At 67.5% G+C, this 20,328-nt stretch carries 20 protein-coding genes; 12 read left to right on the top strand and 8 right to left on the bottom strand.

Annotated features, from left to right (window positions below; all coding sequences use genetic code 11):
- Window positions 1–45 precede the first annotated feature (45 nt).
- Together B5F73_RS05190 and B5F73_RS05185 are read right to left on the bottom strand one after the other, a co-directional pair.
- Window positions 46–2,622 carry a heavy metal translocating P-type ATPase gene (locus tag B5F73_RS05190; RefSeq protein ID WP_087227201.1) on the bottom strand — a complete coding sequence of 859 codons (2,577 nt, stop codon included), beginning with the start codon at window positions 2,620–2,622 and terminating at the stop codon, window positions 46–48.
- Between the two features lie 10 nt (window positions 2,623–2,632).
- The gene (locus tag B5F73_RS05185; RefSeq protein WP_087227200.1) at window positions 2,633–2,944 is read right to left on the bottom strand and encodes a metal-sensing transcriptional repressor; all 312 of its coding nucleotides are present in this window, start codon (window positions 2,942–2,944) and stop codon (window positions 2,633–2,635) included.
- Between the two features lie 180 nt (window positions 2,945–3,124).
- On the opposite strand from B5F73_RS05185, the gene B5F73_RS05180 reads away from it, so the two are divergent.
- A complete protein-coding gene (locus tag B5F73_RS05180) occupies window positions 3,125–3,688 on the top strand; it encodes a GNAT family N-acetyltransferase (RefSeq protein WP_158094769.1) in 564 nt (187 codons plus the stop codon).
- Here B5F73_RS05180 and bsh read toward each other — a convergent pair.
- Complete coding sequence (bsh, locus tag B5F73_RS05175) at window positions 3,685–4,605, bottom strand: choloylglycine hydrolase (RefSeq protein ID WP_087227198.1); 921 nt, start codon at window positions 4,603–4,605, stop codon at window positions 3,685–3,687. The genes B5F73_RS05180 and bsh overlap by 4 nt on opposite strands.
- A gap of 129 nt (window positions 4,606–4,734) precedes the next feature.
- Window positions 4,735–4,932: a hypothetical protein gene (locus tag B5F73_RS05170; protein ID WP_087227197.1), complete on the bottom strand. Its 198-nt coding sequence runs from the start codon at window positions 4,930–4,932 to the stop codon at window positions 4,735–4,737.
- Window positions 4,933–5,059: 127 nt separating this feature from the next.
- On the opposite strand from B5F73_RS05170, the gene B5F73_RS05165 reads away from it, so the two are divergent.
- Complete coding sequence (locus tag B5F73_RS05165) at window positions 5,060–6,295, top strand: iron-containing alcohol dehydrogenase (protein ID WP_087227196.1); 1,236 nt, start codon at window positions 5,060–5,062, stop codon at window positions 6,293–6,295.
- 175 nt (window positions 6,296–6,470) lie between these two features.
- Here the strand turns inward: B5F73_RS05165 and B5F73_RS05160 are convergent, their stop codons facing one another.
- Window positions 6,471–6,857, bottom strand: a complete 387-nt coding sequence (locus tag B5F73_RS05160) for a GtrA family protein (protein ID WP_087227195.1) — start codon at window positions 6,855–6,857, stop codon at window positions 6,471–6,473.
- Between the two features lie 3 nt (window positions 6,858–6,860).
- Window positions 6,861–7,841, bottom strand: coding sequence for a glycosyltransferase family 2 protein (locus tag B5F73_RS05155; protein ID WP_087227194.1), 981 nt, complete (start codon window positions 7,839–7,841; stop codon window positions 6,861–6,863).
- A 483-nt stretch (window positions 7,842–8,324) separates the two neighbouring features.
- On the opposite strand from B5F73_RS05155, the gene B5F73_RS05150 reads away from it, so the two are divergent.
- The 9 genes from B5F73_RS05150 (at window position 8,325) to pflA (ending at window position 16,666) form a co-directional block, all read left to right on the top strand.
- Window positions 8,325–8,966: a DedA family protein gene (locus tag B5F73_RS05150; RefSeq protein ID WP_087227193.1), complete on the top strand. Its 642-nt coding sequence runs from the start codon at window positions 8,325–8,327 to the stop codon at window positions 8,964–8,966.
- A 94-nt stretch (window positions 8,967–9,060) separates the two neighbouring features.
- Entirely contained in the window at window positions 9,061–9,621 is a 561-nt protein-coding gene (locus B5F73_RS05145) for a TetR/AcrR family transcriptional regulator (protein ID WP_087227192.1), read from the top strand.
- Window positions 9,618–10,553: a hypothetical protein gene (locus tag B5F73_RS05140; protein WP_087227191.1), complete on the top strand. Its 936-nt coding sequence runs from the start codon at window positions 9,618–9,620 to the stop codon at window positions 10,551–10,553. The genes B5F73_RS05145 and B5F73_RS05140 overlap by 4 nt, the downstream gene beginning before the upstream one ends.
- Window positions 10,553–11,179, top strand: a complete 627-nt coding sequence (locus B5F73_RS05135) for a hypothetical protein (protein WP_087227190.1) — start codon at window positions 10,553–10,555, stop codon at window positions 11,177–11,179. Before B5F73_RS05140 ends, B5F73_RS05135 begins: the two co-directional genes overlap by 1 nt.
- Window positions 11,180–12,088 (top strand): NAD(P)H-binding protein, encoded by a 909-nt coding sequence (locus tag B5F73_RS05130; RefSeq protein ID WP_087227189.1) that lies wholly within the window; start codon window positions 11,180–11,182, stop codon window positions 12,086–12,088.
- Window position 12,089: 1 nt separating this feature from the next.
- Window positions 12,090–12,854 carry a DUF1295 domain-containing protein gene (locus B5F73_RS05125; RefSeq protein ID WP_087227188.1) on the top strand — a complete coding sequence of 255 codons (765 nt, stop codon included), beginning with the start codon at window positions 12,090–12,092 and terminating at the stop codon, window positions 12,852–12,854.
- A 400-nt stretch (window positions 12,855–13,254) separates the two neighbouring features.
- Window positions 13,255–15,345: a formate C-acetyltransferase gene (pflB, locus tag B5F73_RS05120; RefSeq protein ID WP_087227187.1), complete on the top strand. Its 2,091-nt coding sequence runs from the start codon at window positions 13,255–13,257 to the stop codon at window positions 15,343–15,345.
- Window positions 15,346–15,457: 112 nt separating this feature from the next.
- The gene (gene grcA3 / locus B5F73_RS05115; RefSeq protein WP_087227186.1) at window positions 15,458–15,706 is read left to right on the top strand and encodes an autonomous glycyl radical cofactor GrcA3; all 249 of its coding nucleotides are present in this window, start codon (window positions 15,458–15,460) and stop codon (window positions 15,704–15,706) included.
- Window positions 15,707–15,853: 147 nt separating this feature from the next.
- A complete protein-coding gene (gene pflA / locus B5F73_RS05110; protein ID WP_239379811.1) occupies window positions 15,854–16,666 on the top strand; it encodes a pyruvate formate-lyase-activating protein in 813 nt (270 codons plus the stop codon).
- A 12-nt stretch (window positions 16,667–16,678) separates the two neighbouring features.
- Here the strand turns inward: pflA and B5F73_RS05105 are convergent, their stop codons facing one another.
- Window positions 16,679–17,707 (bottom strand): 3-deoxy-7-phosphoheptulonate synthase, encoded by a 1,029-nt coding sequence (locus B5F73_RS05105; protein ID WP_087227184.1) that lies wholly within the window; start codon window positions 17,705–17,707, stop codon window positions 16,679–16,681.
- Window positions 17,708–18,080: 373 nt separating this feature from the next.
- Between B5F73_RS05105 and B5F73_RS05100 the strand changes: the two genes are divergently transcribed.
- Window positions 18,081–19,565, top strand: a complete 1,485-nt coding sequence (locus B5F73_RS05100; RefSeq protein ID WP_087227183.1) for a C69 family dipeptidase — start codon at window positions 18,081–18,083, stop codon at window positions 19,563–19,565.
- On the opposite strand, the gene B5F73_RS05095 is transcribed toward B5F73_RS05100, so the two are convergent.
- On the bottom strand, window positions 19,562–20,320 hold the full coding sequence (locus B5F73_RS05095; RefSeq protein WP_087227182.1) for a hypothetical protein: 759 nt from the start codon (window positions 20,318–20,320) through the stop codon (window positions 19,562–19,564). The two genes, B5F73_RS05100 and B5F73_RS05095, sit on opposite strands and share 4 nt — an antisense overlap.
- Window positions 20,321–20,328: the final 8 nt, after the last annotated feature.

Here is a 20,328-nt window from a genome sequence, read left to right as displayed (position 1 = left end):
GGCCGGTCCTTCTGACGTGCGTTGACGAACCGGCCCATTGTAGACCTACGCGACCGTGGCCTCGTAGCCCGCGTCCACGACGGCGGCCACCAGGGCCTCGTCGGTCACGGAGTCGCCGGCCTCGACGGTCGCGGTGCCGGCCTCGAGGTTCACGTCCACGGCGCTCACGCCGTCGACGCCCTCCAGCGCCTTCCTCACGTGCGCGACGCAGTGCTGGCACATCATGCCGGTAACGTTCAGGGTCTTGGTCATGGTCGTGTCCTTTCTCGATTCCTCGACGTTAGATTCCTCAACTCTCACGTCGGTTGCGACGGGGGTCGCGACGTCGGCTGTGACCTCGCTCGGCTTCCAGGCGAGCAGGCGCAGGGCGTTCGTCACCACGAAGACGGACGAGAAGCCCATAGCCGCGGCGCCGATCATCGGATTGAGCGTGACGCCCCAGGGCGAGAGCACGCCGGCAGCCACGGGGATGCAGATGGCGTTGTAGAAGAGTGCCCAGAAGAGGTTTTGCTTGATGTTGCGCATCGTGGCGCGGGAGAGCTCCATCGCAGTTGCCACGTCAACCGGGTCGGAGTGCATGAGCACCACGTCGGCCGATGAGATGGCCACGTCCGTGCCGGCGCCGATGGCGATGCCCACGTCGGCGCGCGCGAGCGCCGGCGCGTCGTTGATCCCGTCGCCGACCATGGCGACGGTGCGCCCGGCCTCCTGCAGCTCGCGGACCTTGGCCTCCTTCTGCGCGGGCAGCACGCCCGCGATGACCTCGTCGACGCCCACCTGACGCGCAACGGCGGCCGCGGTGCGCTCCTGGTCGCCGGTGAGAAGCACCGTGCGAACGCCCATGGCACGGAGTCGCGCGACGGCCGCGGAACTCGTGGGCTTCACGGGGTCGGCCACGGCAATCATGCCCAGCGCGCGCCCACCCAGCGAGAAGAACAGCGGCGTCTTGCCGTCGTCCGCGAGCGTCGCCGTCGCTGCCTCGAGCTCGCCGAGCACCACGCCATGCGCCGCCATGAGACGCGCGTTGCCGGCGAGCACGGGCGAGCCGTCCACCGTCGCGGAGAGGCCGCCGCCCGCGACCTGCTCGAACTTCTCGACGCGCGCGTCTTTGTCGGCGTCTGCGTTCTTCTCGTCGGCGTAGGCGCAGACGGCGCCGGCCAACGGGTGCTCGCTCTTGCGCTCGAGCGCAACGGCGACGCGCAGCAGCTCTGCCTCGGACACGCCGGGGGCGAGGAGGACGTCCGTCACGCTCGGGGAGCCCTCGGTGACGGTACCGGTCTTGTCCAGCACGACGGCGTCCACGTTGCAGGCGGTCTCGAGCGCCTCGGCGGACTTGATGAGGATGCCGTTTGCGGCGCCGCGGCCGGTGCCCACCATGATGGCCGTGGGCGTGGCCAGACCGAGCGCGCACGGGCAGGAGATCACGAGGATGGAGATGGCGTGCGTGAGCGCCGTGGCCACGTCGCCCGCGAGTGCGAGCCACGCCACGAACGTCGCCGCGGCGATGGCGATGACCACGGGGACGAATACGCCGGCGATCCTGTCGGCCATGCGCTCGATGGGGGCCTTGGAACTCGTCGCCTCGTCGACGAGGCGGATGATGCCGGCGAGCGTGGTGTCGTCGCCGACGGCGCGCGCCTCCATCGCGAACCAACCCCGCATGGAGACCGTGGCGCCGGTCACGCGGTCGCCCACGCCCTTCTCCACCGGGACCGCCTCGCCCGTGATGGCGGACTCGTCCACGGTGGCCGAGCCCTCGAGCACCACGCCGTCCACCGGCACGGACTCGCCGGCGCGCACGATCACGCGCTCCCCCACCATGACGTCCTCGGTGGGGACCTCAACCTCCGCGCCGTCGCGCACGACCGTCGCCGTCTTGGGCGCGAGGTCCATGAGGGCCGCGATGGCGTCCGTGGTGCGGCCCTTGGCGCGGGCCTCGAAGAACTTGCCCAGCGTGATGAGGGTGAGGATCATGCCGGCGGAGTCGAAGTAGAGGTTGTGCGCGGCGGCGTGGAGCGTGGCCGCGTCGCCCGCGCCCGCGGCCCACGCCATGCGGTAGAGCTGCGCGACGCTCCAGATGGCAGAGGCGGCCGAGCCCAGCGCGATGAGCGAGTCCATGTTGGGCGCGCGATGCGCCAGCGTCCTGAAGCCGGTGATGAAGTAGTGACGGTTCACGAAGAGGATGGGTGCGCAGAGCAGAAGCTGCGTGAGCCCGAGCGCCACGAGGTTGGCCTCCCCCGCGAGCGCGGGCGGCTGCGGCCAGCCGAACATCGGGCCCATGGCCACGTAGAAGAGCGGCACCGAGAAGACCGTGGAGATCATCAGCTGGTCGCGCTTCTCGCGGATGGCCCTCTCGGCGGCGGCGCCGGGGCGGTCGGCGGGCGCGGCACCGCGGCCCTTCTCGCCCGCCGGCGCGCGACGGGCGGCACCGTACCCGGACTTCTCGATGGCCTCCACCACGGCGGCGGCCGTCTCGGGCGAGCCGTCGTAGTCGAGCTCCATCGAGTTCTTGAGCAGGTTCACGTTGGCGCATTCGACGCCGGGCACCTCGCCCGCCGCCCTCTGCACGCGCGCCGAGCACGCCGCGCAGGTCATGCCCGTTATGTCAAAGGTCTCCCTCATGCGACGCCCCTCACATGAACTTGCGGAAGAGGTCCATGACCTCGTCGGTGACCTCGGTGTCCCCGGCCTGGATGCGCTCGACGACGCAGGTCTCCAGGTGGTCGCGCATGACCTCGCGCGAGATGGCCTTCACGGCCGACTCCACGGCGGCGAGCTGCGTGAGGACGTCGCCGCAGTAGCGGTCCTCCTCCACCATCGCCCTGATGCCGTTCAGCTGCCCCACGGCACGGTTGATGCGCCGCGTGACGCTGGCCTTGAGCTCGGGAGAGCGCGGCGTGTGCTTGAGGCCGCCGCAGTGCGGGCAGTCGTTCTTCTCGGCCACGGTCGTCCTTTCGTCCGGATACCCCCTCGGGGTTTCTTACGATGAACTCTATACCCCCGTGGGGTACCTGTCAAACATCCGGACCTCTGGGGCGAATACGCGATTGCCAACGTCCTGGGCCCCGATTCCGTCGGAAATCGCATAATGCGGTGCATAGGCCATTTGAGACGAGGAGATGCCATGACCACCCGGCTCGAGACGGAACGCCTCACGCTGCGCCCCTGGACCGAGGCGGACGCCCCCGCGCTCCATCGCTGGGCGCGCGACCCCGAGGTGGGGCCGCGCGCCGGATGGGAGCCGCACGAAAGCGTCGAGGAGAGCGCGCGGATCATTCGCGAGGTGCTCGCCGTGCCGGAGAGCTATGCCATCGTCGTCCGCGGGCGCGCGGGCGAGGACGAGCCAGTCGGGGCCATCGGCCTCAAGTTTGGCGCCGCGTCCGATCTTGCGCGGGACGCGAGCGAGGCAGAGCTCGGCTACTGGCTCGCCCGGCCGCTCTGGGGGCACGGCTACATGCCCGAGGCGGGACGCGCCGTGCTCGCCCACGCCTTCGACGACCTGCGGCTCGAGAGGGTGTGGGCCGGCCACTACGAGGGCAACCTGCAGAGTCGCCGCGTGATGGAGAAGCTCGGGCTCACGGAGGTGCGCGCGCGTGACGCCGGTGGGCGCGTCGAGCGCGTCCTGTGCGTCACGCGCGCGCAGTGGGGGAACCGGGCGGACGAGGGCGAGAAGAACGCCCTCCCCTAGCCTGCCAGCGGGAACTCGCGGATCTGGGGGTCGTCGTAGGTCGCGTAGTAGTAGGTGCGCGTCGCGGCGGAGAAGCCGCTGGTGTAGAGGGTCTTCTCGTACGAGCCGTCCGCCATGCGCGCGCAGCCCTCGGGCACGGCCACGGAGCCCAGCGTGCGGAACAGGCGCGTGACGTTGTCCTTCTCGTCAGACTGCGCGGGATAGTGCGCGTTCACGAAGGCAACCTTCACGAAGCGAGAGGGGCCCGAGTAGTCGCCGGGGACGCCGCGCAGGCCCTCGCCCGAGCCGAACGTCCTGAGCTCGGCACCACCCCAGGAGGCCGGAGCCGGGGCGGCGTCGGTGAGCGTGAGGTAGTTGCGCAGGTTCTGACGGTGCCAGCCAAAGTCGGGCTCGTTGGTGAGGACGTCGACGTCGTCGTCCCAGACGCGCATGCCGTCCTCCATGCACTCCACCACGATCGCGCCCGTCGCGTCCGCGACGATCCAGTGCAGGTTGGCGACGGGCAGCTTGTCGCTCACGGGCTTGGCCACCACGGTCACGCCGGAGAGCGCGGCTCGGGCCTCGGAGACGGTCGCGAAGCTGCGCGCGACCCAGTACGGGAACTCGTACGCCGCCACGTTGACCGTCCCGTCGACGGGGCCGGCCGCATAGCGCGCGCTCTGCGGGAAGTTGAGGCCGGCGACGGCCAAGCCCGCGTCGTTGGCGCAGTCAAAGTAGAGCGGCACCCCGAGCGCCTCGATGCCCACGCCGATCACGTCGTGGCCGCGGGCGGAGTCGCCAGGACGGTCGAAGGCGGCGGGCACGGCCGCGTCACCGGGCGTGCGCATGATGCCCTGCCCGTAGCCGAACGTCCAGTCGAGATTGCGGCCAAAGAACATGTTCCCCTGGTCGTCGGTGAAGCGAACTGCCGTGCACATGGCGCATCTCCCTTGGGTCGGAACCGTTGTTGAGGGGATGCTACCCGACCGTGCGGGCGCCCAGACCGAGGGGCCGGCCTGCACGGGACGAGCACGACGCTGTCCGCGCTTTCAGGTTGGGGGGCGAGGCTAGCTTGCCCGGGCGAGCGCGACGCCCGCGCCGGAGACGGCCGCGCAGGCGAGAAGCGCGCCGAGGTTCTCGACGGTCGGCTGCAGCGCCACGAGCACGAGGCCGAGAAGGGCGCAGGTGCCGCAGAGCATCCCGCTCAGCGCGCCGAGCCTCCTCAGATACGACGCCTCGGCCCCCACGATCTTCTCGCCCAGCATGGCGCACCCCCTCGACAGATGACCGTACGGCTACACCGTATCGCCGCCACGTCAACCGGACGTAAGCGCCGCACAAGCGCCGTGCAAGCGCTAAGCTCTTCTCATGCATCCCACGAAAGGAGCCACCGTGAACGACTTCACGTTCTTCTCGCCCACCCGCTTCGTCTTTGGCCGCGGCGTCTGCGACCGCACCGGCGCCGAGCTCGCCGCCCTCGGCCACGTCCGCGCGCTCGTCGTCTACGGCCAGGGCTCCGTGGTGCGCACGGGCACGCTCGAGCGCGTGCTCGCCTCCCTCGACGCCGCCGGCGTCGCGCATGACGAGCTCGGCGGCGCGCGCCCCAACCCGAGCGTCGCGCACGTTCGCGAGGGCGTGGCGGCGGCGCGCTCCTTTGGCGCCGACGTGATCCTCGCCGTGGGCGGCGGCTCGGCCATCGACACCGCCAAGGCCATCTCCCTCGGCGTCCCCCACGCGGGCGACGTCTGGGACCTCTTTGCCAAGAAGGCGGCGCCCGTCGCCGAGGGCAAGCCCGCCGTGGCCTGCGTCCTCACGATCCCCGCCGCCGGCTCCGAGGCGAGCGACTCCTGCGTCATCTCAAACGACGAGCTCTGCCTCAAGCGCGGCCTCTCCACCGACCTCAACCGCCCCGAGCTCGCAGTCATGGACCCCGAGCTCACCTTCACGCTCCCCGCCTACCAGACCGCGGCCGGCGTGACCGACATGTGCGCGCACATCATGGAGCGCTACTTCTCCAGCTACGGGCCCGTGCCCGTGACCGACAACATCGCCTGCGGCCTCGTACGCTCGCTCATGGAGGAGGCGCCGCGCGCCCTCGCCGACCCTAAGGACTACGACGCCCGCGCCAACATCATGTGGGCGGGCATGCTCGCGCACAACGGGCTGGCGGGCCTGGGCCGCAACGCCAAGCCGAACGCGCGCGCCGGCGGCTGGGAGAGCCACGCCCTCGAGCACGAGCTCTCCGCCCACGATGCGACCATCACGCACGGCGCGGGCCTCGCGGTGGTCTTCCCCGCGTGGATGCGCTACGTCTGGCGCGCCAACCCCGAGCGCTTCCTCTCCTTCGGCCGCGACGTCTTTGGCATCGAGCCGGTCGACCCCGAGGCGGACGCCGTGGACGTGACGCCCGAGCAGGCCGTGGCCGACGCCGTCACCGCCACGATCGACGAGCTGCAGGAGTTCTTCGTCTCCATGGGCATGCCGCGCACCCTCGGCGAGCTCGGCGTCACGGCCGAGCAGATCCCGGCGCTGCTGGGCACGCTCGAGCAGAACAAGGGCCGCGAGATCGGCGACCTCATGCGCCTCTCACTCGACGACGTCCGCGCCATCTATGAGTCCGCGCTCTAGGGCAGGCCAAGGGCCCTCCTCATCTCGGGCGTCAGATCTTACGGCGAGAAGGCCCCACTGCGCACTCACACCGTGACGCAAGACCCTCGTGAGGTTCCCCATTGGGGCAACCATTTCAGAGTTGATGTAATGTCGGCCAGATCCCTTCGGGGTGCCCCAGCCGATGGAGGATTGTTCACGACGCGTCGAGCCACCGCTTCCTGGAGAGGAAGTTCCAGAGCATGACCACGCACGTGGCAGCCACCTTGACCAGGACGTAGTTGAGCCTGAGCATGGTGACGCCGAGCCACATGAGCACCTCGTTGATCGCCAGGCCCGCGAGCGACAGCGCTACGAAAATCGCCGCCTCCGCCGCACGGCCAAGGTCCTCACGCCGCGTGAACACGAAGCGCATGGAGGCGAGGTAGTTGAAGACCACGGAGACGGTGAACGATACTCCCGCCGAAATCACTGGGTCAAGCCCCGCGAGCTCGGTCAGCGCGATCATGACGGCAAAGTCTATGAGCGTCGCCGCCGCACCGACGACCCCGAACTTGAGCAGCTGTTCAATGAGCCCGCGCATGCCTTACCCAACGCGCTCGGCAATGTGCCAGCGCGGGCGCCGCTTGGACTCGAGGTAGCACTTGCCCACGTACTCGCCAACTACCCCAAGCGAGAGCATTACCGCGCCGCCGATGAACCACAGCGAGACCATAAGGCTCGCCCAGCCGGGCTCGGTCGACCCGAGGAAGGCGGACAGGAGCGACCACACGAGCATGACGAGCGCGATGACCAGAAAGACCGCCCCCGCCGCCGCGACCATGCGGATGGGCGCCGTCGAGAAGGACGTGACGCCCTCCACCGCGAAGGCCACCATCTTGGCGAGAGGGTACTTGGACTCGCCGGCCGCGCGCTCGCCCCGCTCGTAGTAGACCTTCGCGGTCCTGAAGCCCAGCGACGGCACAATGCCCCGCAGGAACAGGTTCTCCTCGCCATAGCCGGAGAGCGCCTCGAGGGCGTGCCTGCCCATGAGGCGATAGTCCGCGGAGTCGGGCACCGTCTCCACGCCGAGCGCTGACATGAGACGGTAGAACGCGTGCGCCGTACCGCGCTTGAACGCGGTGTCCCGCTCCCGGGACGACCTCACGCCAAAGACCACCTCGGCGCCGGCGGCGTGCGCCTCGAGCATCTCCCTCACCGCGGCAGGGTCGTCCTGCAGGTCGGCATCCATGGAGACCGCGCAGTCACAGCCGCGCTCGAGCGCCTCCATGAGCCCGGCGAGAAGCGCCGACTGGTGGCCACGGTTGTGCGCGAGCGAGATGCCGCAGAAGAGCCCGCCGAACGCCGGATCCTCGGCCAGGGCGCGTATGAGCCCCCACGTCCCATCGGGACTGCCGTCGTCCACCAGCAGGACCCTGGACGAGGCTGAGATGGCCCCCTCGTTCACCAGCGCGCCCATGAGCGAATGGAGGGCGTCCGCCGTGATGGGCAGGACCTCCTCCTCGCGGTAGCAGGGCACGACAACCCACAGCTCGGGCGGGGTCGGCTTGGCGCTCTCTTGCTGCATCACTGCTCCATCCCCTCGAGATGTGAGTAGAGACGATCGTGGAAGGGCCCTCTGCCTGGTAGCCCGGGCAGAGGGCACCGAAGGCGTGTCGGAACCTTTTCGTGCTATCCGGTAGTGTAATACATAGTCCGTGGCGCATGATCTCCTCGACCACGCCCGAGACCCAACCTGCAGCAGAACGCCGCGCCCAGACCAGCAAGCGGCGAGCAAGGCAACGTGACGACTATGCGCCGTTCCAGGCAGCTGAAATGGTAGGCACGCTCAGCCTCCTTGTGCGCAGGGCGGAGGACAGCTCGCTCATAAAGCTGGAGTTTGTATTCTTTCTTTTGGTGCCCAGCTGCAAATTACGGTGAAGGATTGCGCCTCTCGCCGGAAGTGCAAGTTTGTCGCAATGTCCAACTTCTGTGCAATCGTTGATTATTTCGCCGCGCGCGGCGCGAGCGGCGATAATGGAGCGCGCTGCCGTTTCCCGAAAGGAGTCCCATGGAGGACGTCTTCACCAACCTCATCAGCCAGTTCGGCTACATCGGCGTCTGGTTCCTCATCTTCTTCGAGAACGTGTTCCCGCCCATCCCGAGCGAGCTGATCCTGCCGCTCTCGGGCTTCTTCACCACCACGACCGACCTCACGCTCCCCGGCGTGATCATCGCCGCGACCATCGGATCGATCACCGGCGCCTACATCCTCTACGGCGTGGGCCGGCTCCTCTCGCGCGAGCGCCTCATGGCGTTCTTCGGCACGCGCCCGATGCGCCTTCTGGGCTTCAAGCCCGACGACATCGCCAGCGCCGTCGACTGGTTCGACCGCAAGGGGCAGGTGACGGTCCTCATCTGCCGCTGCATCCCCGTCGTGCGCAGCCTCATCTCCATCCCCGCCGGCACCGCCAAGATGAACGTCGTGCGCTTCTCGCTCTACACGCTCGTCGGCTCCGCGGTGTGGAACACGATCCTCTGCTCGCTCGGCGCGGCCGCCGGCAGCGCGTGGGAGACGGTGACCGAGCAGGCCGAGTGGGTCTCCGACATCGTCAAGTACGTCATCATCGTCATCGTGGTCGCCGTGGCCGTGTGGTGGGTCGTCAAGCGCATCCTCCCCGCCCTGCGCGAGCGCCACGAGCAGGAGCAGTAGCCGCCGCTCCCCCGTTCGTCCTTCTCGACCCTTGCAAAGCCCGTCGCCGACCTTAAAATGAACGCGTTCATAAAGGCTGGCGAGAAGGACGTCCATGCCCAAGATCATCGAGAACCTGCGGGAGCGCATCCTCGACGCCGCGCGCGAGGCCCTCGCCGCCGACGGATGGCGCTCCCTCTCCATGCGCGCCCTCGCCCAGCGCGTGGGCGTGGCGCCGGGGACCATCTACAACTACTTCTCCGACAAGGAGGAGATCGTCGCGACGCTCGCGCTCGCCGACTGGCAGGACGCCCTCGCGCGCATGGACGCCGTCGCGGCCGCGGCCACCGACCTCGAGCGGGGACTCTGCGACCTCTGCGACGAGCTCAACGCCTTCTCGGACGCCTACCGCCCCACGTGGCAGCAGTACGAGGGCGGCAGCGCCTCGAGCTACCTCACCCGCTACCACCGCATGCTCCGCGAGCAGGTCGCGCGCCCCGTGCGCGCCGTGACGGAGCGCGCCGGCCGCGCGGACCTCGCCCCGCTCGCCGACGTGCTGGCCGAGGCCCTTCTCGCCTGCTCGGTCAACGCCGACCTCGGCACCCCAGCCATGGGCAAGCTTGCGTCCGCCCTCGCCGCGGGCGCCCCGCATACAGAAGGAGGACAAGAATCATGAGCAGCTTCAAGGACCTGAGGATCGTCGACAACTTCTACCAGACGTCGGCGTTCTTCCCCATGCCGACGGTGTGCATCTCCACGATGAACCCCGACGGCTCCCTCAACATCGGCTCGTACTCGCTGTGCTTCCCGTACTACATCGCCGGCAAGGACCGCTACGCGATGCTGCTGGAGTGCCGCAACACGTCCAACACCTGCGCCAACCTGCTCCGCACGCACAAGTGCGCCCTCAACTTCATCCCCGACGACCGCGAGAGCTTCAAGGAGGCCGTGCGTCTGGGCTTCCCCGGCCCCTCCGCCGAGAAGATGGGCGACCTCAAGTTTGAGATGGAGCCCGGCCAGGCCGACCCCTCAGACCCGCTGCGCCCGCCCGTGATCAAGACCGCGTTCCAGGTCTTCGAGTGCACCTGGGCCGCCGAGCTCGAGGGCGCCGACAAGTTCCGCGTGGAGGACATCGACGACGGACACCCCGGCCCCTACAACGACTTCAACGGCATCACGTCCAAGTACGGCGCCCACTTCATCCTGCACATCGACAAGATCCTCATGAAGGAGCGCTACTACGACGCCATCGTGAACGGCGTCACCAAGACGAGCTTCCCGCCCGTGCCCGTGGACTACGGCTACCGTGACTCCACCAACTTCTGGTACACGCGCTTCCCCAAGCTCGCCAAGCCCATCGCCGAGCCCATCCCCGCCCCCAAGGAAGTGGACATCGAGTCCATCCGCTACGCGGCCAACCGCGCGGACGACACGGTCAAGTTCACCGACGAGGCGCTCAAGAACTTCGCCAAGGTGCCGCGCCCGTTCCTCAAGACCGTCCTCAACGGCTGCGTGGCCTGGGCCAAGGAGAACGGCGTCGAGCTCATCACCGACGAGCACGTCAAGATCATCAACGACAAGCGCCGCGCCGAGAAGGACAAGCGCTGATGGGCGGGGGCATCACCGTCGCGATGGCGCTCGTGGACTGCGTTCCCGTGGCCCTGTTCCTCGTGGCCGCCGTCATCCTCCAGCGCGACCTCTACGACCGCCTGCCCAAGGGCGCCTACTCGCTCGTGGCCGCCGGTTCCATCATGGCGTTTCTCGGCGGCTTCATGAAAGCGCTCTGGAAGCTGCTCTACGCCACGGGCGTCTGCGACTACGTCCTTCTCGACCACGCGCTCTTCACGCTGCAGGGACCGGGCTTCCTCCTCTTCTTCCTGGGGCTCACGGGCCTCTTCTGGAAGGGCGAGAAGAACGCCTCGTCGGCGCTCGCCGCGGGCGCGGCCCCGGCGGCCACCACGACCTCGATCCCGTTCATCGTCATGCAGGTGGTCGGGCTCGGCGGGGCGCAGGTCCTTCTCGCCGTCGAGGGCGCCCGCAGCGGCAAGAGGCTCGTGCCCGTTGCCTTTGCGCTGGCCTTCGTGTTCATGCTCGGAATGGGCTACCTCGGCGCCAAGTTTGACGACTCGAGCTCCATGCACTGGGTCGCCCAGCTCACCAACACGCTGTCGATGGCCTGCTTCCTGTGGGGCACCCTCATGCTCCACGCGGCGGGCCCGAAGGAGGTCAAGTAGATGAGGATCGTGCTCACGGGAGCCTTTGGCAAGCTGGGCTCCGACATCCTGCGCGCGCTGTGCGCGACCGACCACCAGATCGTGGCCGCCGACGCGGTGGTGCGCGTCCCCGACGACGTGGACGCGTCCCGCTTTGAGACGCGCCAGATCGACGTCACCCGCCCGGAGACCCTGGAGGGCCTCTGCGACGGCGCCGACGTGGTGATCACCACCGTCGGCCTCACCGGGGCGTCCACGCGCTTCACCAACTACGACATCGACTACCAGGGCAACCTCAACCTGATCGAGGCCGCGCGCGCCGCGGGCGTGGCGCACTTCGGCTACGTCAGCGTCATCAACGCCGACAAGGGCGAGGGCATCCCGATGGTCCACAGCAAGTTCATGCTGGAGGAGGCGCTCAAGGCGTCCGGCCTCACCTACGTGATCTGGCGCCCCACGGGCTACTTCTACGACATCGCGCACGTCTTCTGGCCCATGATCAAGTCAAAGAGCGTCCAGCTGCTCAAGACCAAGGGCGGCTTCGAGCCGCGCGCCAACGTCGTGGACACGCGCGACTTCGCCCGCTTCATCCTTGAGACCATGTGCGACGAGAACAAGACCTACTCCGTGGGCGGCACCGAGACCTACACCTACCGACAGATCGCGGAGATGTTCTACAACGCCGACGGCGTCACGAACGGCCCGGTCAAGACCGTGCCGGCGTTCATGATGGACGTGCTGGGGATGCTTCCCAAAATCAAGGCCCAGGGCAAGTCCGACGTGCTCAAGTTCTCCAAGTTCACGCTCTTGAACGACTGCGTGGGAGACACCGAGATTCCCGGCCGCAGCTTCCGGGAGTACATCGCCGAGAAGAGCTACGCGCCCGTGATCGAGGCCGAGCTCGCCGCCAAGGCCGCTAAGGAGGCATAACGTGAACTGGGTACTTATCGGCATCCTCTTCGTGGTGGCGCTCGCCTGCTGCTCCATGGGCTTCAGGCGCTTCGTGTGGTTCATGTCCATCGGCTACGGCTTTGCCGTGGCGGGCATCGCCGTCGCCTGCGTGGTCTGGGGCGCCGGGGCGGGGGCGCTGACCCCCGGCATCGTCGCGGGCCTGGTGGTCTGCCTCGCGTACGGCCTGCGCCTGGGGCTGTTCCTCTACCGTCGCGAGATGGGCAACGCCGCCTATCGCAAGGTGCTCGCCACCAAGGTGGGCGAGGAGCCGCCCGTCTTTGTGAAGGCGCTCGCGTGGCTGTTCATGGGCGCGCTCTACGTCTGCGAGACGGCGGGGCTGCACCTGCGCCTGGCCAACGGCACGCCCGACGACGTCGTGCTGTGGGTGGGTGTCGTGGTCATGGCGGCCGGCGCTGTGGTCGAGGCTGTGGCCGACCAGCAGAAGAGCGCCCAGAAGGCCGAGCGTCCGGACATGGTCGCCACCAAGGGGCTCTTCTCGGTCGTGCGCTGCCCCAACTACCTGGGCGAGATGCTCTTCTGGACCGGCGTCCTTCTCGCCGGCGCGACGAGCCTCGCCGGCGTGGGCCAGTGGGCCATGGCGCTTGTCGGCTTTGTCTGCATCATCTTCATCATGCTCGACGGCGCGCGTCGCATGGCCAAGGGCCACGAGGCCCGCTACGGCGAGAACCCGGAGTACCGCGCCTACGCAGACCGCACCAAGCTCATCATCCCGTTCGTCTGGTAGCGCGACGGCACGCACCCTCGCCGAGTGTACGAGTTTCTCTCGCAATGACCGCTAGGAATATTGTCTTACGTTATGTTCATGGCGTAGTAGGCTATCCGCTCCGAGTCATCACGCGATAACTCGTACACTCGGCGCGCCGCGTGCGGGGCCAGCCGGTCCGGTGCGCGGCGCGCGACCTTCTCCCGAGGTTCACGATGTCATTCTCGTCCGTTCGTACTATACTTTGAGACCCCCACAGGTTGGCGATGCTTGTCAATCTGGACACAACATGTTGTGCCTGTTCCAAGTTTTTAGCTGATGCTAACTTTCCCAGCCTCACGGGGACCCAACTCTGGTAGCTTTGTTGTGCCGTTACCCGCGCGGCAACACAACGACCATCCTCGAAAAAGGAGCGTGAGCAGTGAGTCAGCAGGAGGCCTGGGCCGGCTTTGTCGGCGGCAACTGGGAGCACGAGATCGACGTCCGTGACTTCATCCAGCGCAACTACACCCCCTACGACGGCGACGAGTCCTTCCTCGCCGGTCCCACGGAGGCCACGACCAAGCTCTGGGGCGAGGTCATGGACCTCTTCCAGAAGGAGCGCGAGGCCGGCGGCGTCCTCGACATGGACACCAAGGTCGTCTCGACCATCACCTCGCACGAGGCCGGCTACATCGACGAGCCGCTCGAGAAGATCGTGGGCCTGCAGACCGAGAAGCCCCTCAAGCGCGCCCTCATGGTCAACGGCGGCATCCGCATGGCCGTGGCCGCCTGCAAGCAGAACGGCTACGAGGTCGACCCCGAGGTCGTGAACATCTACACCAACTACCGCAAGACGCACAACGCCGGCGTCTTTGACGTCTACACCCCCGAGATGCGCGCCTGCCGCCACAGCCACATCATCACCGGCCTGCCCGACGCCTACGGCCGCGGCCGCATCATCGGCGACTACCGCCGCGTGGCGCTCTACGGCGTCGACCGCCTCATCGAGGAGAAGCGCGCCGAGCACGCGGGCACCCAGAAGCACATGCGCGAGGAGGTCATCCGTCACCGCGAGGAGCTCGCGGAGCAGATCCGCGCCCTCCAGGAGCTGGGGCAGCTCGGCAAGATCTACGGCTTCGACATCTCCAAGCCCGCCAAGAACTTCCAGGAGGCCGTGCAGTGGCTGTACTTCGGCTACCTCGCCGCGGTCAAGGAGCAGAACGGCGCCGCCATGTCCATCGGCCGCAACTCCACGTTCCTGGACATCTACGCCGAGCGCGACCTCAAGAACGGCGTCATCACCGAGGCCGAGGCGCAGGAGATCATCGACCACCTCGTCATGAAGCTCCGCATGGTCAAGTTTGCCCGCACCCCCGAGTACAACGAGCTGTTCTCCGGCGACCCGCAGTGGGTCACCGAGTCCCTCGGCGGCATGGGCGTCGACGGCCGCTCCATGGTCACCAAGACCGCCTTCCGCTACCTCCACACCCTCGAGAACATGGGCACCAGCCCCGAGCCCAACCTCACGGTGCTCTGGTCCACGCGCCTGCCCGAGGCCTTCAAGCGCTACTGCGCCAAGATCTCCATCACCACCAGCTCCATCCAGTACGAGAACGACGACCTCATGCGCGTCTACCACGGCGACGACTACGCGATCGCCTGCTGCGTGTCCTCGATGCGCATCGGCAAGGAGATGCAGTTCTTCGGCGCCCGCGCCAACCTCGCCAAGTGCCTCCTCTACGCCATCAACGGCGGCCGCGACGAGAAGACCGGCGAGCAGGTCGGCCCGAAGTTCCGTCCGGTCGAGGGTGACTACCTCGACTACGACGACGTCGTGTCCAAGTACCGCGACATGATGCAGTGGCTCGCCGAGGTCTACGTCAACTCGCTGAACATCATCCACTACATGCACGACAAGTACTGCTACGAGCGCCTGCAGATGGCCCTGCACGACGAGCACGTGCACCGCTGGTTCGCCACGGGCATCGCCGGCCTCTCCGTCGTGGCCGACTCCCTCTCCGCGATCAAGTACGCCAAGGTCAAGGTCATCCGCGACGAGACCGGCCTGGTCACCGACTACGAGGTCGAGGGCGACTTCCCCAAGTACGGCAACGACGACGACCGCGTGGACCAGATCGCCCACGACGTGGTCGAGGTCTTCATGAAGTACGTCCGCGAGACGGACACCTACCGCAACTCCGTCCCGACGACCTCGATCCTCACGATCACCTCGAACGTCGTCTACGGCAACGCCACCGGCAACACGCCCGACGGCCGTCGCGCCGGCGAGCCCTTCGCCCCGGGTGCCAACCCGATGCACCGTCGTGACACCCACGGCGCCGTCGCGTCGCTGGCCTCCGTCGCCAAGCTCCCGTTCAAGGACGCCCAGGACGGCATCTCCAACACGTTCTCCATCGTGCCCAACGCCCTCGGCAAGGACGGCGCCGTCATGTTCGACGAGCTCGACCTCGACGCCCTCGGCGTGGACATCCAGATCGAGAACCCCGCCCCCGACTGCGGCTGCTGCTAGGCCGTTCGGAGGATTCGACAAATGACAGTTGTCTAGTGTCATTTGTCGGGTACACTGTGAGAGACAGAACGGGTCGCCCCGACGGGGCGACCCACACGAGAAGGGAACTCACATGAGCGCTACCGTTGCTCCCGAGCAGGTCGACAACCTCGTCAGCATGATCGACGGCTATGTCGAGGAGGGTGGCCACCACCTCAACGTCAACGTCTTCACCAAGGAGACCCTGCTTGACGCCCAGGCCCACCCCGAGAAGTACCCGCAGCTGACCATCCGCGTCTCCGGCTATGCGGTGAAGTTCAACTCCCTCACCAAGAAGCAGCAGGACGACGTCATCTCCCGTACCTTCCACGAGGCGATGTAAGGTCAGCCTGACCTGTCCGTAGGGCGGGCGGGGAGGTTGCTTCGCAAAGTGCTTCGCGCCTTTGGCGCTCAGGAACTTTGCTCCGCAACCTCCCCGCCCGCTTCTGTCTATCATGGTTGCATGCAGGTCTGGGTGGAAGGTGCGGATGTGACTGTGGATACCGAGGGACGCGCTCGTGATCTTGACGTGATCGGTCGGGTGCACTCCACCGAGAGCTTTGGGACGGTTGACGGCCCCGGCACGCGATTCGTCGTGTTCTGCCAGGGCTGCCCCATGCGCTGCCAGTACTGCCACAACCCCGACACCTGGGAGTTCGCCCGTGCGGACGGCACCGGTCCCGGGACCAGCATGACTGTCGGCGAACTGCTCGAGCGCTACGAGCGCAACCGTCCCTTCTACCGCACCGGCGGCATCACCGTCACCGGCGGAGAACCCATGGCGCAGCCCGACTTCGTGGCGGCCCTCTTCCGCGGCGCCCACGCCGCGCCAGCAGGCCGCATCCACACCTGCCTCGACACCTCGGCAGCCACCTTCTCGGCGGCGCGCGCGGACCGCTTCTCTGAGCTGCTCGACGCCACCGACATGGTGCTTCTCGACATCAAGACATCGGACCCCACGCTGCACGAGGCGCTCTGTGGGCTGCCCGCCTCACATGCGCTCGAGCTTGGCGAGGAGCTCGCGCGGCGGCGCATCCCCACGCTCGTGCGTCACGTGGTGGTGCCCGGGCTCACCGACTCCGAGGAGGAGTGCGCGGCCGTCGGGCGCATCATCGGGGACTGGGACAACGTCGTGGGCCTCGACTTCCTCCCCTACCACACCCTTGGGAAGACCAAGTACGACAAGCTCGGGATCGACTACCCGCTCAAGGGCGTGAAGGCCATGAACGCCGCACGCGCCAAGGAGCTGCGTGGCATGGCGCTCGCCGCCCGTGCCCAGCGGCGCGCCGAGCGCGGCAGGTAGCGCGTCCTCAAGCTACGCGCGCTCCGCGATCTCCTTCACGAGGCGCTCGGTCTTGTCCCAGCCAAGGCAGGCGTCGGTGATCGACTGACCGTAGGTGGTGCCGCCCACGGGCTGGTTGCCGTCGACGAGGTAGGACTCCACCATGAAGCCGCGCACGAGGTGGCGGATCGTGTCCGAGCGGCTCATCGAGTCGAGCACCTCGTGGCAGATGCGAATCTGCTGGAACGGGCGCTTGCCGGAGTTGTCATGGTTGCAGTCGATGACCGCCGCGGGGCTCTCGAAGCTCGCCGCCGTGTACTTCTCCGCCAGACGCTCGAGGTACTCGTAGTGGTAGTTGGGGTAGTTGATGCCGTCGAGCCCGACGTAGCCGCGCAGCACGGCGTGCGCGAGGGGGTTGCCGGTGGTGGAGACCTCCCAGTTGCGGAAGATGAAGGTCTGCGGCTGCTGGGCGGCGTAGATGGAGTTGAGCATCACGTCGGTCGAGCCGCCCGTGGGGTTCTTCATGCCGACCGGCATGGGCACGCCGGAGGCCACGAGACGGTGTTCCTGGTTCTCGACCGAGCGGGCGCCCACGGCGATGTAGGCCAGCACGTCGATTAGGTACTGGTAGTTCGTGGGATAGAGCATCTCGTCTGCCGTGAACAGGCCGGTCTCCTCCACCACGCGCAGGTGCATGCGGCGAATGGCCTTGACGCCCTCGAGCAGGTCGTCGGCCGCCTCTGGGTTGGGGTTATGGAGCAGACCCTTGTAGCCGGTGCCCTTGGTGCGCGGCTTGTTGGTGTAGACGCGCGGGATCACGACGAGGCGGTCGCGCACGGTCTCGGCGAGCTTGGCCAGACGCGTGGCGTAGTCGAGCACGGAGTCCTCGCGGTCGGCCGAGCACGGGCCGACGATGAGCAGCAGGCGGTCGTCCTCGCCGCGCAGCACGCGGGCCACGTCCCGGTCGAAGGCCGCCTTGCGCTCCGTCATCTCCACGGAGAGCGGCATCTCGGCACGGATGTCCTTGGGGATGGGGAGGAGACGCTTGAACTTCATCGACATGCGTGGCAGCCTTTCGACGCTCGTTGTGAACCGACGTATTATCGCGCGGTCACGGTTCCCGGCGCAACGCGGTCGCGTCGCGTTTGCATAAAAGCAACGTTCGTGCGACATAACGCCGTCTCAGAAATTAAAACGTCGACTCGTGTAGCGTAAAAACTCCCCATTTTCGGAATCTAATTTTGATATTGATATTGCTATCTGGGAAAACCCTGCGAGACGGAAGGAAAAGTCGAGTTTCGGTCGATTTTTACGCTACACGAACGCCGGTTTTGATCTTGAAAACGCCCCCAACGCTGCACGAGAGACCATTTCATGCAACCCGGCGCGCTAAGATGGTGACGCGCACACCACGTCATTCCCAGAAGGAGGCACCATGCCCTGCACCACCATCCTCGTTGGCAAGAAGGCCAGCTACGACGGTTCGACCATCATCGCCCGCAACGAGGACTCGCCGGGCGGGGAGTTCGAGGCGAAGCGCTTCGTGGCGCGCGAGGCGCCCGTGGCGGGCAGCGTCTACCGGAGCGTGATCTCCCACCTTAAGATTGAGCTTCCCGAGGGCGGCACTCGCTACACTGCCATGCCCAACGCCGACCTCAAGGAGGGGCTCTGGGAGGCGGCCGGCTTCAACGCGCGCAACGTGGGCATGAGCGCCACCGAGACCCTCACCTCCAACGAGCGCGTTCTCGCCGCGGACCCGCTCGTGGAATACCGTGCCGCACGCGGCACGGAGGGCGAGCCTGACTACGAGCCCGAGCGTCTCGGCGGCATCGGGGAGGAGGACATGGTCACGCTCGTCCTGCCCTACGCCAAGAGCGCGCGTGACGGCGTGACCCGCCTCGGGGCCCTGCTCGAGTGCTACGGCACCTACGAGATGAACGGCATCGCCTTCTCCGACGCCGACGAGATCTGGTGGCTGGAGACCGTGGGCGGCCACCACTGGATCGCCCGCCGCGTGCCGGACGACTCCTACGTCACGATGCCCAACCAGCTGGGAATCGACGACTTCGACCTCACGGACGCCTTCGGCGAGCAGCGCGAGCATCTCTGCTCCGCCGACCTGCGCGAATGGATGGCCGCCAACCACCTCGACCTCACTATCGGCGTCTCCGCGGGCCACTTCAACCCGCGCGACGCCTTCGGCAGCCACTCCGACGCCGACCACGTCTACAACACGCCGCGCGCCTGGGACATGCAGCGCTTCCTCAACCCGAGCGCCGGCCCCTGGGAGACGGCGGCGCCGGGCGCCGACTTTGGTCCCGAGAGCAACCGCATCCCGTGGTGCCGCGAGCCGGAGCGCAAGGTCACCATCGAGGACGTCAAGTACGTGCTCTCGCTGCACTACCAGGGAACCCCCTACGACCCCTACGGAAACGGCCCCGCCTCCACGCGCGGCCTCTACCGACCGATCGGCATCAACCGCAACTGTCAGCTCGCCGTGCTGCAGCTTCGCCCCTATGCCGACGCGAGCCGCGCCGCGCTGCAGTGGGTCTCGCTCGGCAGCAACGTCTTCAACGCCCTCGTGCCGTTCTACGCCGGCGTGACAACGACGCCCGCCTACCTCTCCGAAACTACGACGCAGGTCACCACAGACAGCTTCTACTGGGCAAACCGTCTCGTCGCCGCGCTCGCGGACGCCTCCTACGCCGCATGTCTGACGCATGTGGAGCGCTATCAGGAGCGACTCACGAGCCGCTGCGCAGCGCTGGTACGGGAGTGTGACGCCGAGGGCGGTGATCTTGAGGCCTGCAACCAGGCCATCGCCGACGAGTGCCGTCGCCAGACGGACGACCTCCTGGGCAAGGTGCTCTACGAGACCAGCATGAGAATGCGCAACGGCTTCTCCCGCAGCGACAACTAGCCAAGGTGCGGCGCACCCTGCGGCACGCCCAACTTACGAAGCGTATCCACCAGGTCCGGGGAGAAGTACGGGAACAGCTCGATGCCGAGCTCCCGGTCGTCGATCGAGTCCGCAGCGAGGTCCTCCGGCGTGCTGTGGCCCACGTTGAGACGTGAGCGCAGCGCGCCGGACGTCTCGAGCTCGCGCTCGCTCGCAAACCAGCGCTCGCGGACGGCGCCGGCGCGCAGCGGCATGACAACGAGCTCGCGATACTCGTCGAGCAGATAGAACTCGCAGCAGGGCAGATACGCGACGCTCAGGCACACGCGCCTCGGCTCTCGGTTCCTCCCCCAGAAGTAGCGGGCGTCCCCGGTGTCGACGAGCTCCCGCTCGTCCCGCCGAGCGTAGACGAGGTATCCCTCCCGGTCGATGGTCAGGCGCTCGTTGGAGATGCGCGAGCTCGCCGAGGTCTCCAGCCGCCGTCCGCACAGGCGCGCGACGGCCGTCATGACGAGGAAGCAAGCCGCGCCCACACACATGAACGCAAGGTGCGCGAGCTCCACGCCCTCCTCGGTCCCCGCCGCCTCGCGCGCCGCGGCGCCCAGGTCGACCGTCGTGAGCGCAAGCACCACGAAGAACGCGGCACCAACGAGACCGGCGAGCGCGAGCGCGCGCACCGCGCGACCGCTCCCACTGGAGGCGGCCCACCCGTCGAGCCAGTGCTCCTTGAGCTCGGGGTCGGGCGTGAAGACGATGTCATGGTCAGGCAGGTTCATGCTCGTTC

This window comes from Olsenella sp. An270, assembly GCF_002159735.1.
Taxonomy (GTDB): domain Bacteria; phylum Actinomycetota; class Coriobacteriia; order Coriobacteriales; family Atopobiaceae; genus Thermophilibacter.
The sequence above is the reverse complement of the archived record's forward strand: the minus strand, read 5'-3'. Positions and strand labels throughout refer to the sequence as shown.

Bases quoted from the DNA above. Each gene is read 5' to 3' on its own strand.
- B5F73_RS05190 (WP_087227201.1), bottom strand. From the start codon at position 2,622: ATGAGGGAGACCTTTGACATAACGGGCATGACCTGCGCGGCGTGCTCG.
- B5F73_RS05180 (WP_158094769.1), top strand. From the start codon at position 3,125: ATGACCACCCGGCTCGAGACGGAACGCCTCACGCTGCGCCCCTGGACC.
- bsh (WP_087227198.1), bottom strand. From the start codon at position 4,605: ATGTGCACGGCAGTTCGCTTCACCGACGACCAGGGGAACATGTTCTTT.
- B5F73_RS05170 (WP_087227197.1), bottom strand. From the start codon at position 4,932: ATGCTGGGCGAGAAGATCGTGGGGGCCGAGGCGTCGTATCTGAGGAGG.
- B5F73_RS05160 (WP_087227195.1), bottom strand. From the start codon at position 6,857: ATGCGCGGGCTCATTGAACAGCTGCTCAAGTTCGGGGTCGTCGGTGCG.
- B5F73_RS05155 (WP_087227194.1), bottom strand. From the start codon at position 7,841: ATGCAGCAAGAGAGCGCCAAGCCGACCCCGCCCGAGCTGTGGGTTGTC.
- B5F73_RS05150 (WP_087227193.1), top strand. From the start codon at position 8,325: ATGGAGGACGTCTTCACCAACCTCATCAGCCAGTTCGGCTACATCGGC.
- B5F73_RS05145 (WP_087227192.1), top strand. From the start codon at position 9,061: ATGCCCAAGATCATCGAGAACCTGCGGGAGCGCATCCTCGACGCCGCG.
- B5F73_RS05140 (WP_087227191.1), top strand. From the start codon at position 9,618: ATGAGCAGCTTCAAGGACCTGAGGATCGTCGACAACTTCTACCAGACG.
- B5F73_RS05135 (WP_087227190.1), top strand. From the start codon at position 10,553: ATGGGCGGGGGCATCACCGTCGCGATGGCGCTCGTGGACTGCGTTCCC.
- B5F73_RS05130 (WP_087227189.1), top strand. From the start codon at position 11,180: ATGAGGATCGTGCTCACGGGAGCCTTTGGCAAGCTGGGCTCCGACATC.
- grcA3 (WP_087227186.1), top strand. From the start codon at position 15,458: ATGAGCGCTACCGTTGCTCCCGAGCAGGTCGACAACCTCGTCAGCATG.
- B5F73_RS05105 (WP_087227184.1), bottom strand. From the start codon at position 17,707: ATGTCGATGAAGTTCAAGCGTCTCCTCCCCATCCCCAAGGACATCCGT.
- B5F73_RS05100 (WP_087227183.1), top strand. From the start codon at position 18,081: ATGCCCTGCACCACCATCCTCGTTGGCAAGAAGGCCAGCTACGACGGT.
- B5F73_RS05095 (WP_087227182.1), bottom strand. From the start codon at position 20,320: ATGAACCTGCCTGACCATGACATCGTCTTCACGCCCGACCCCGAGCTC.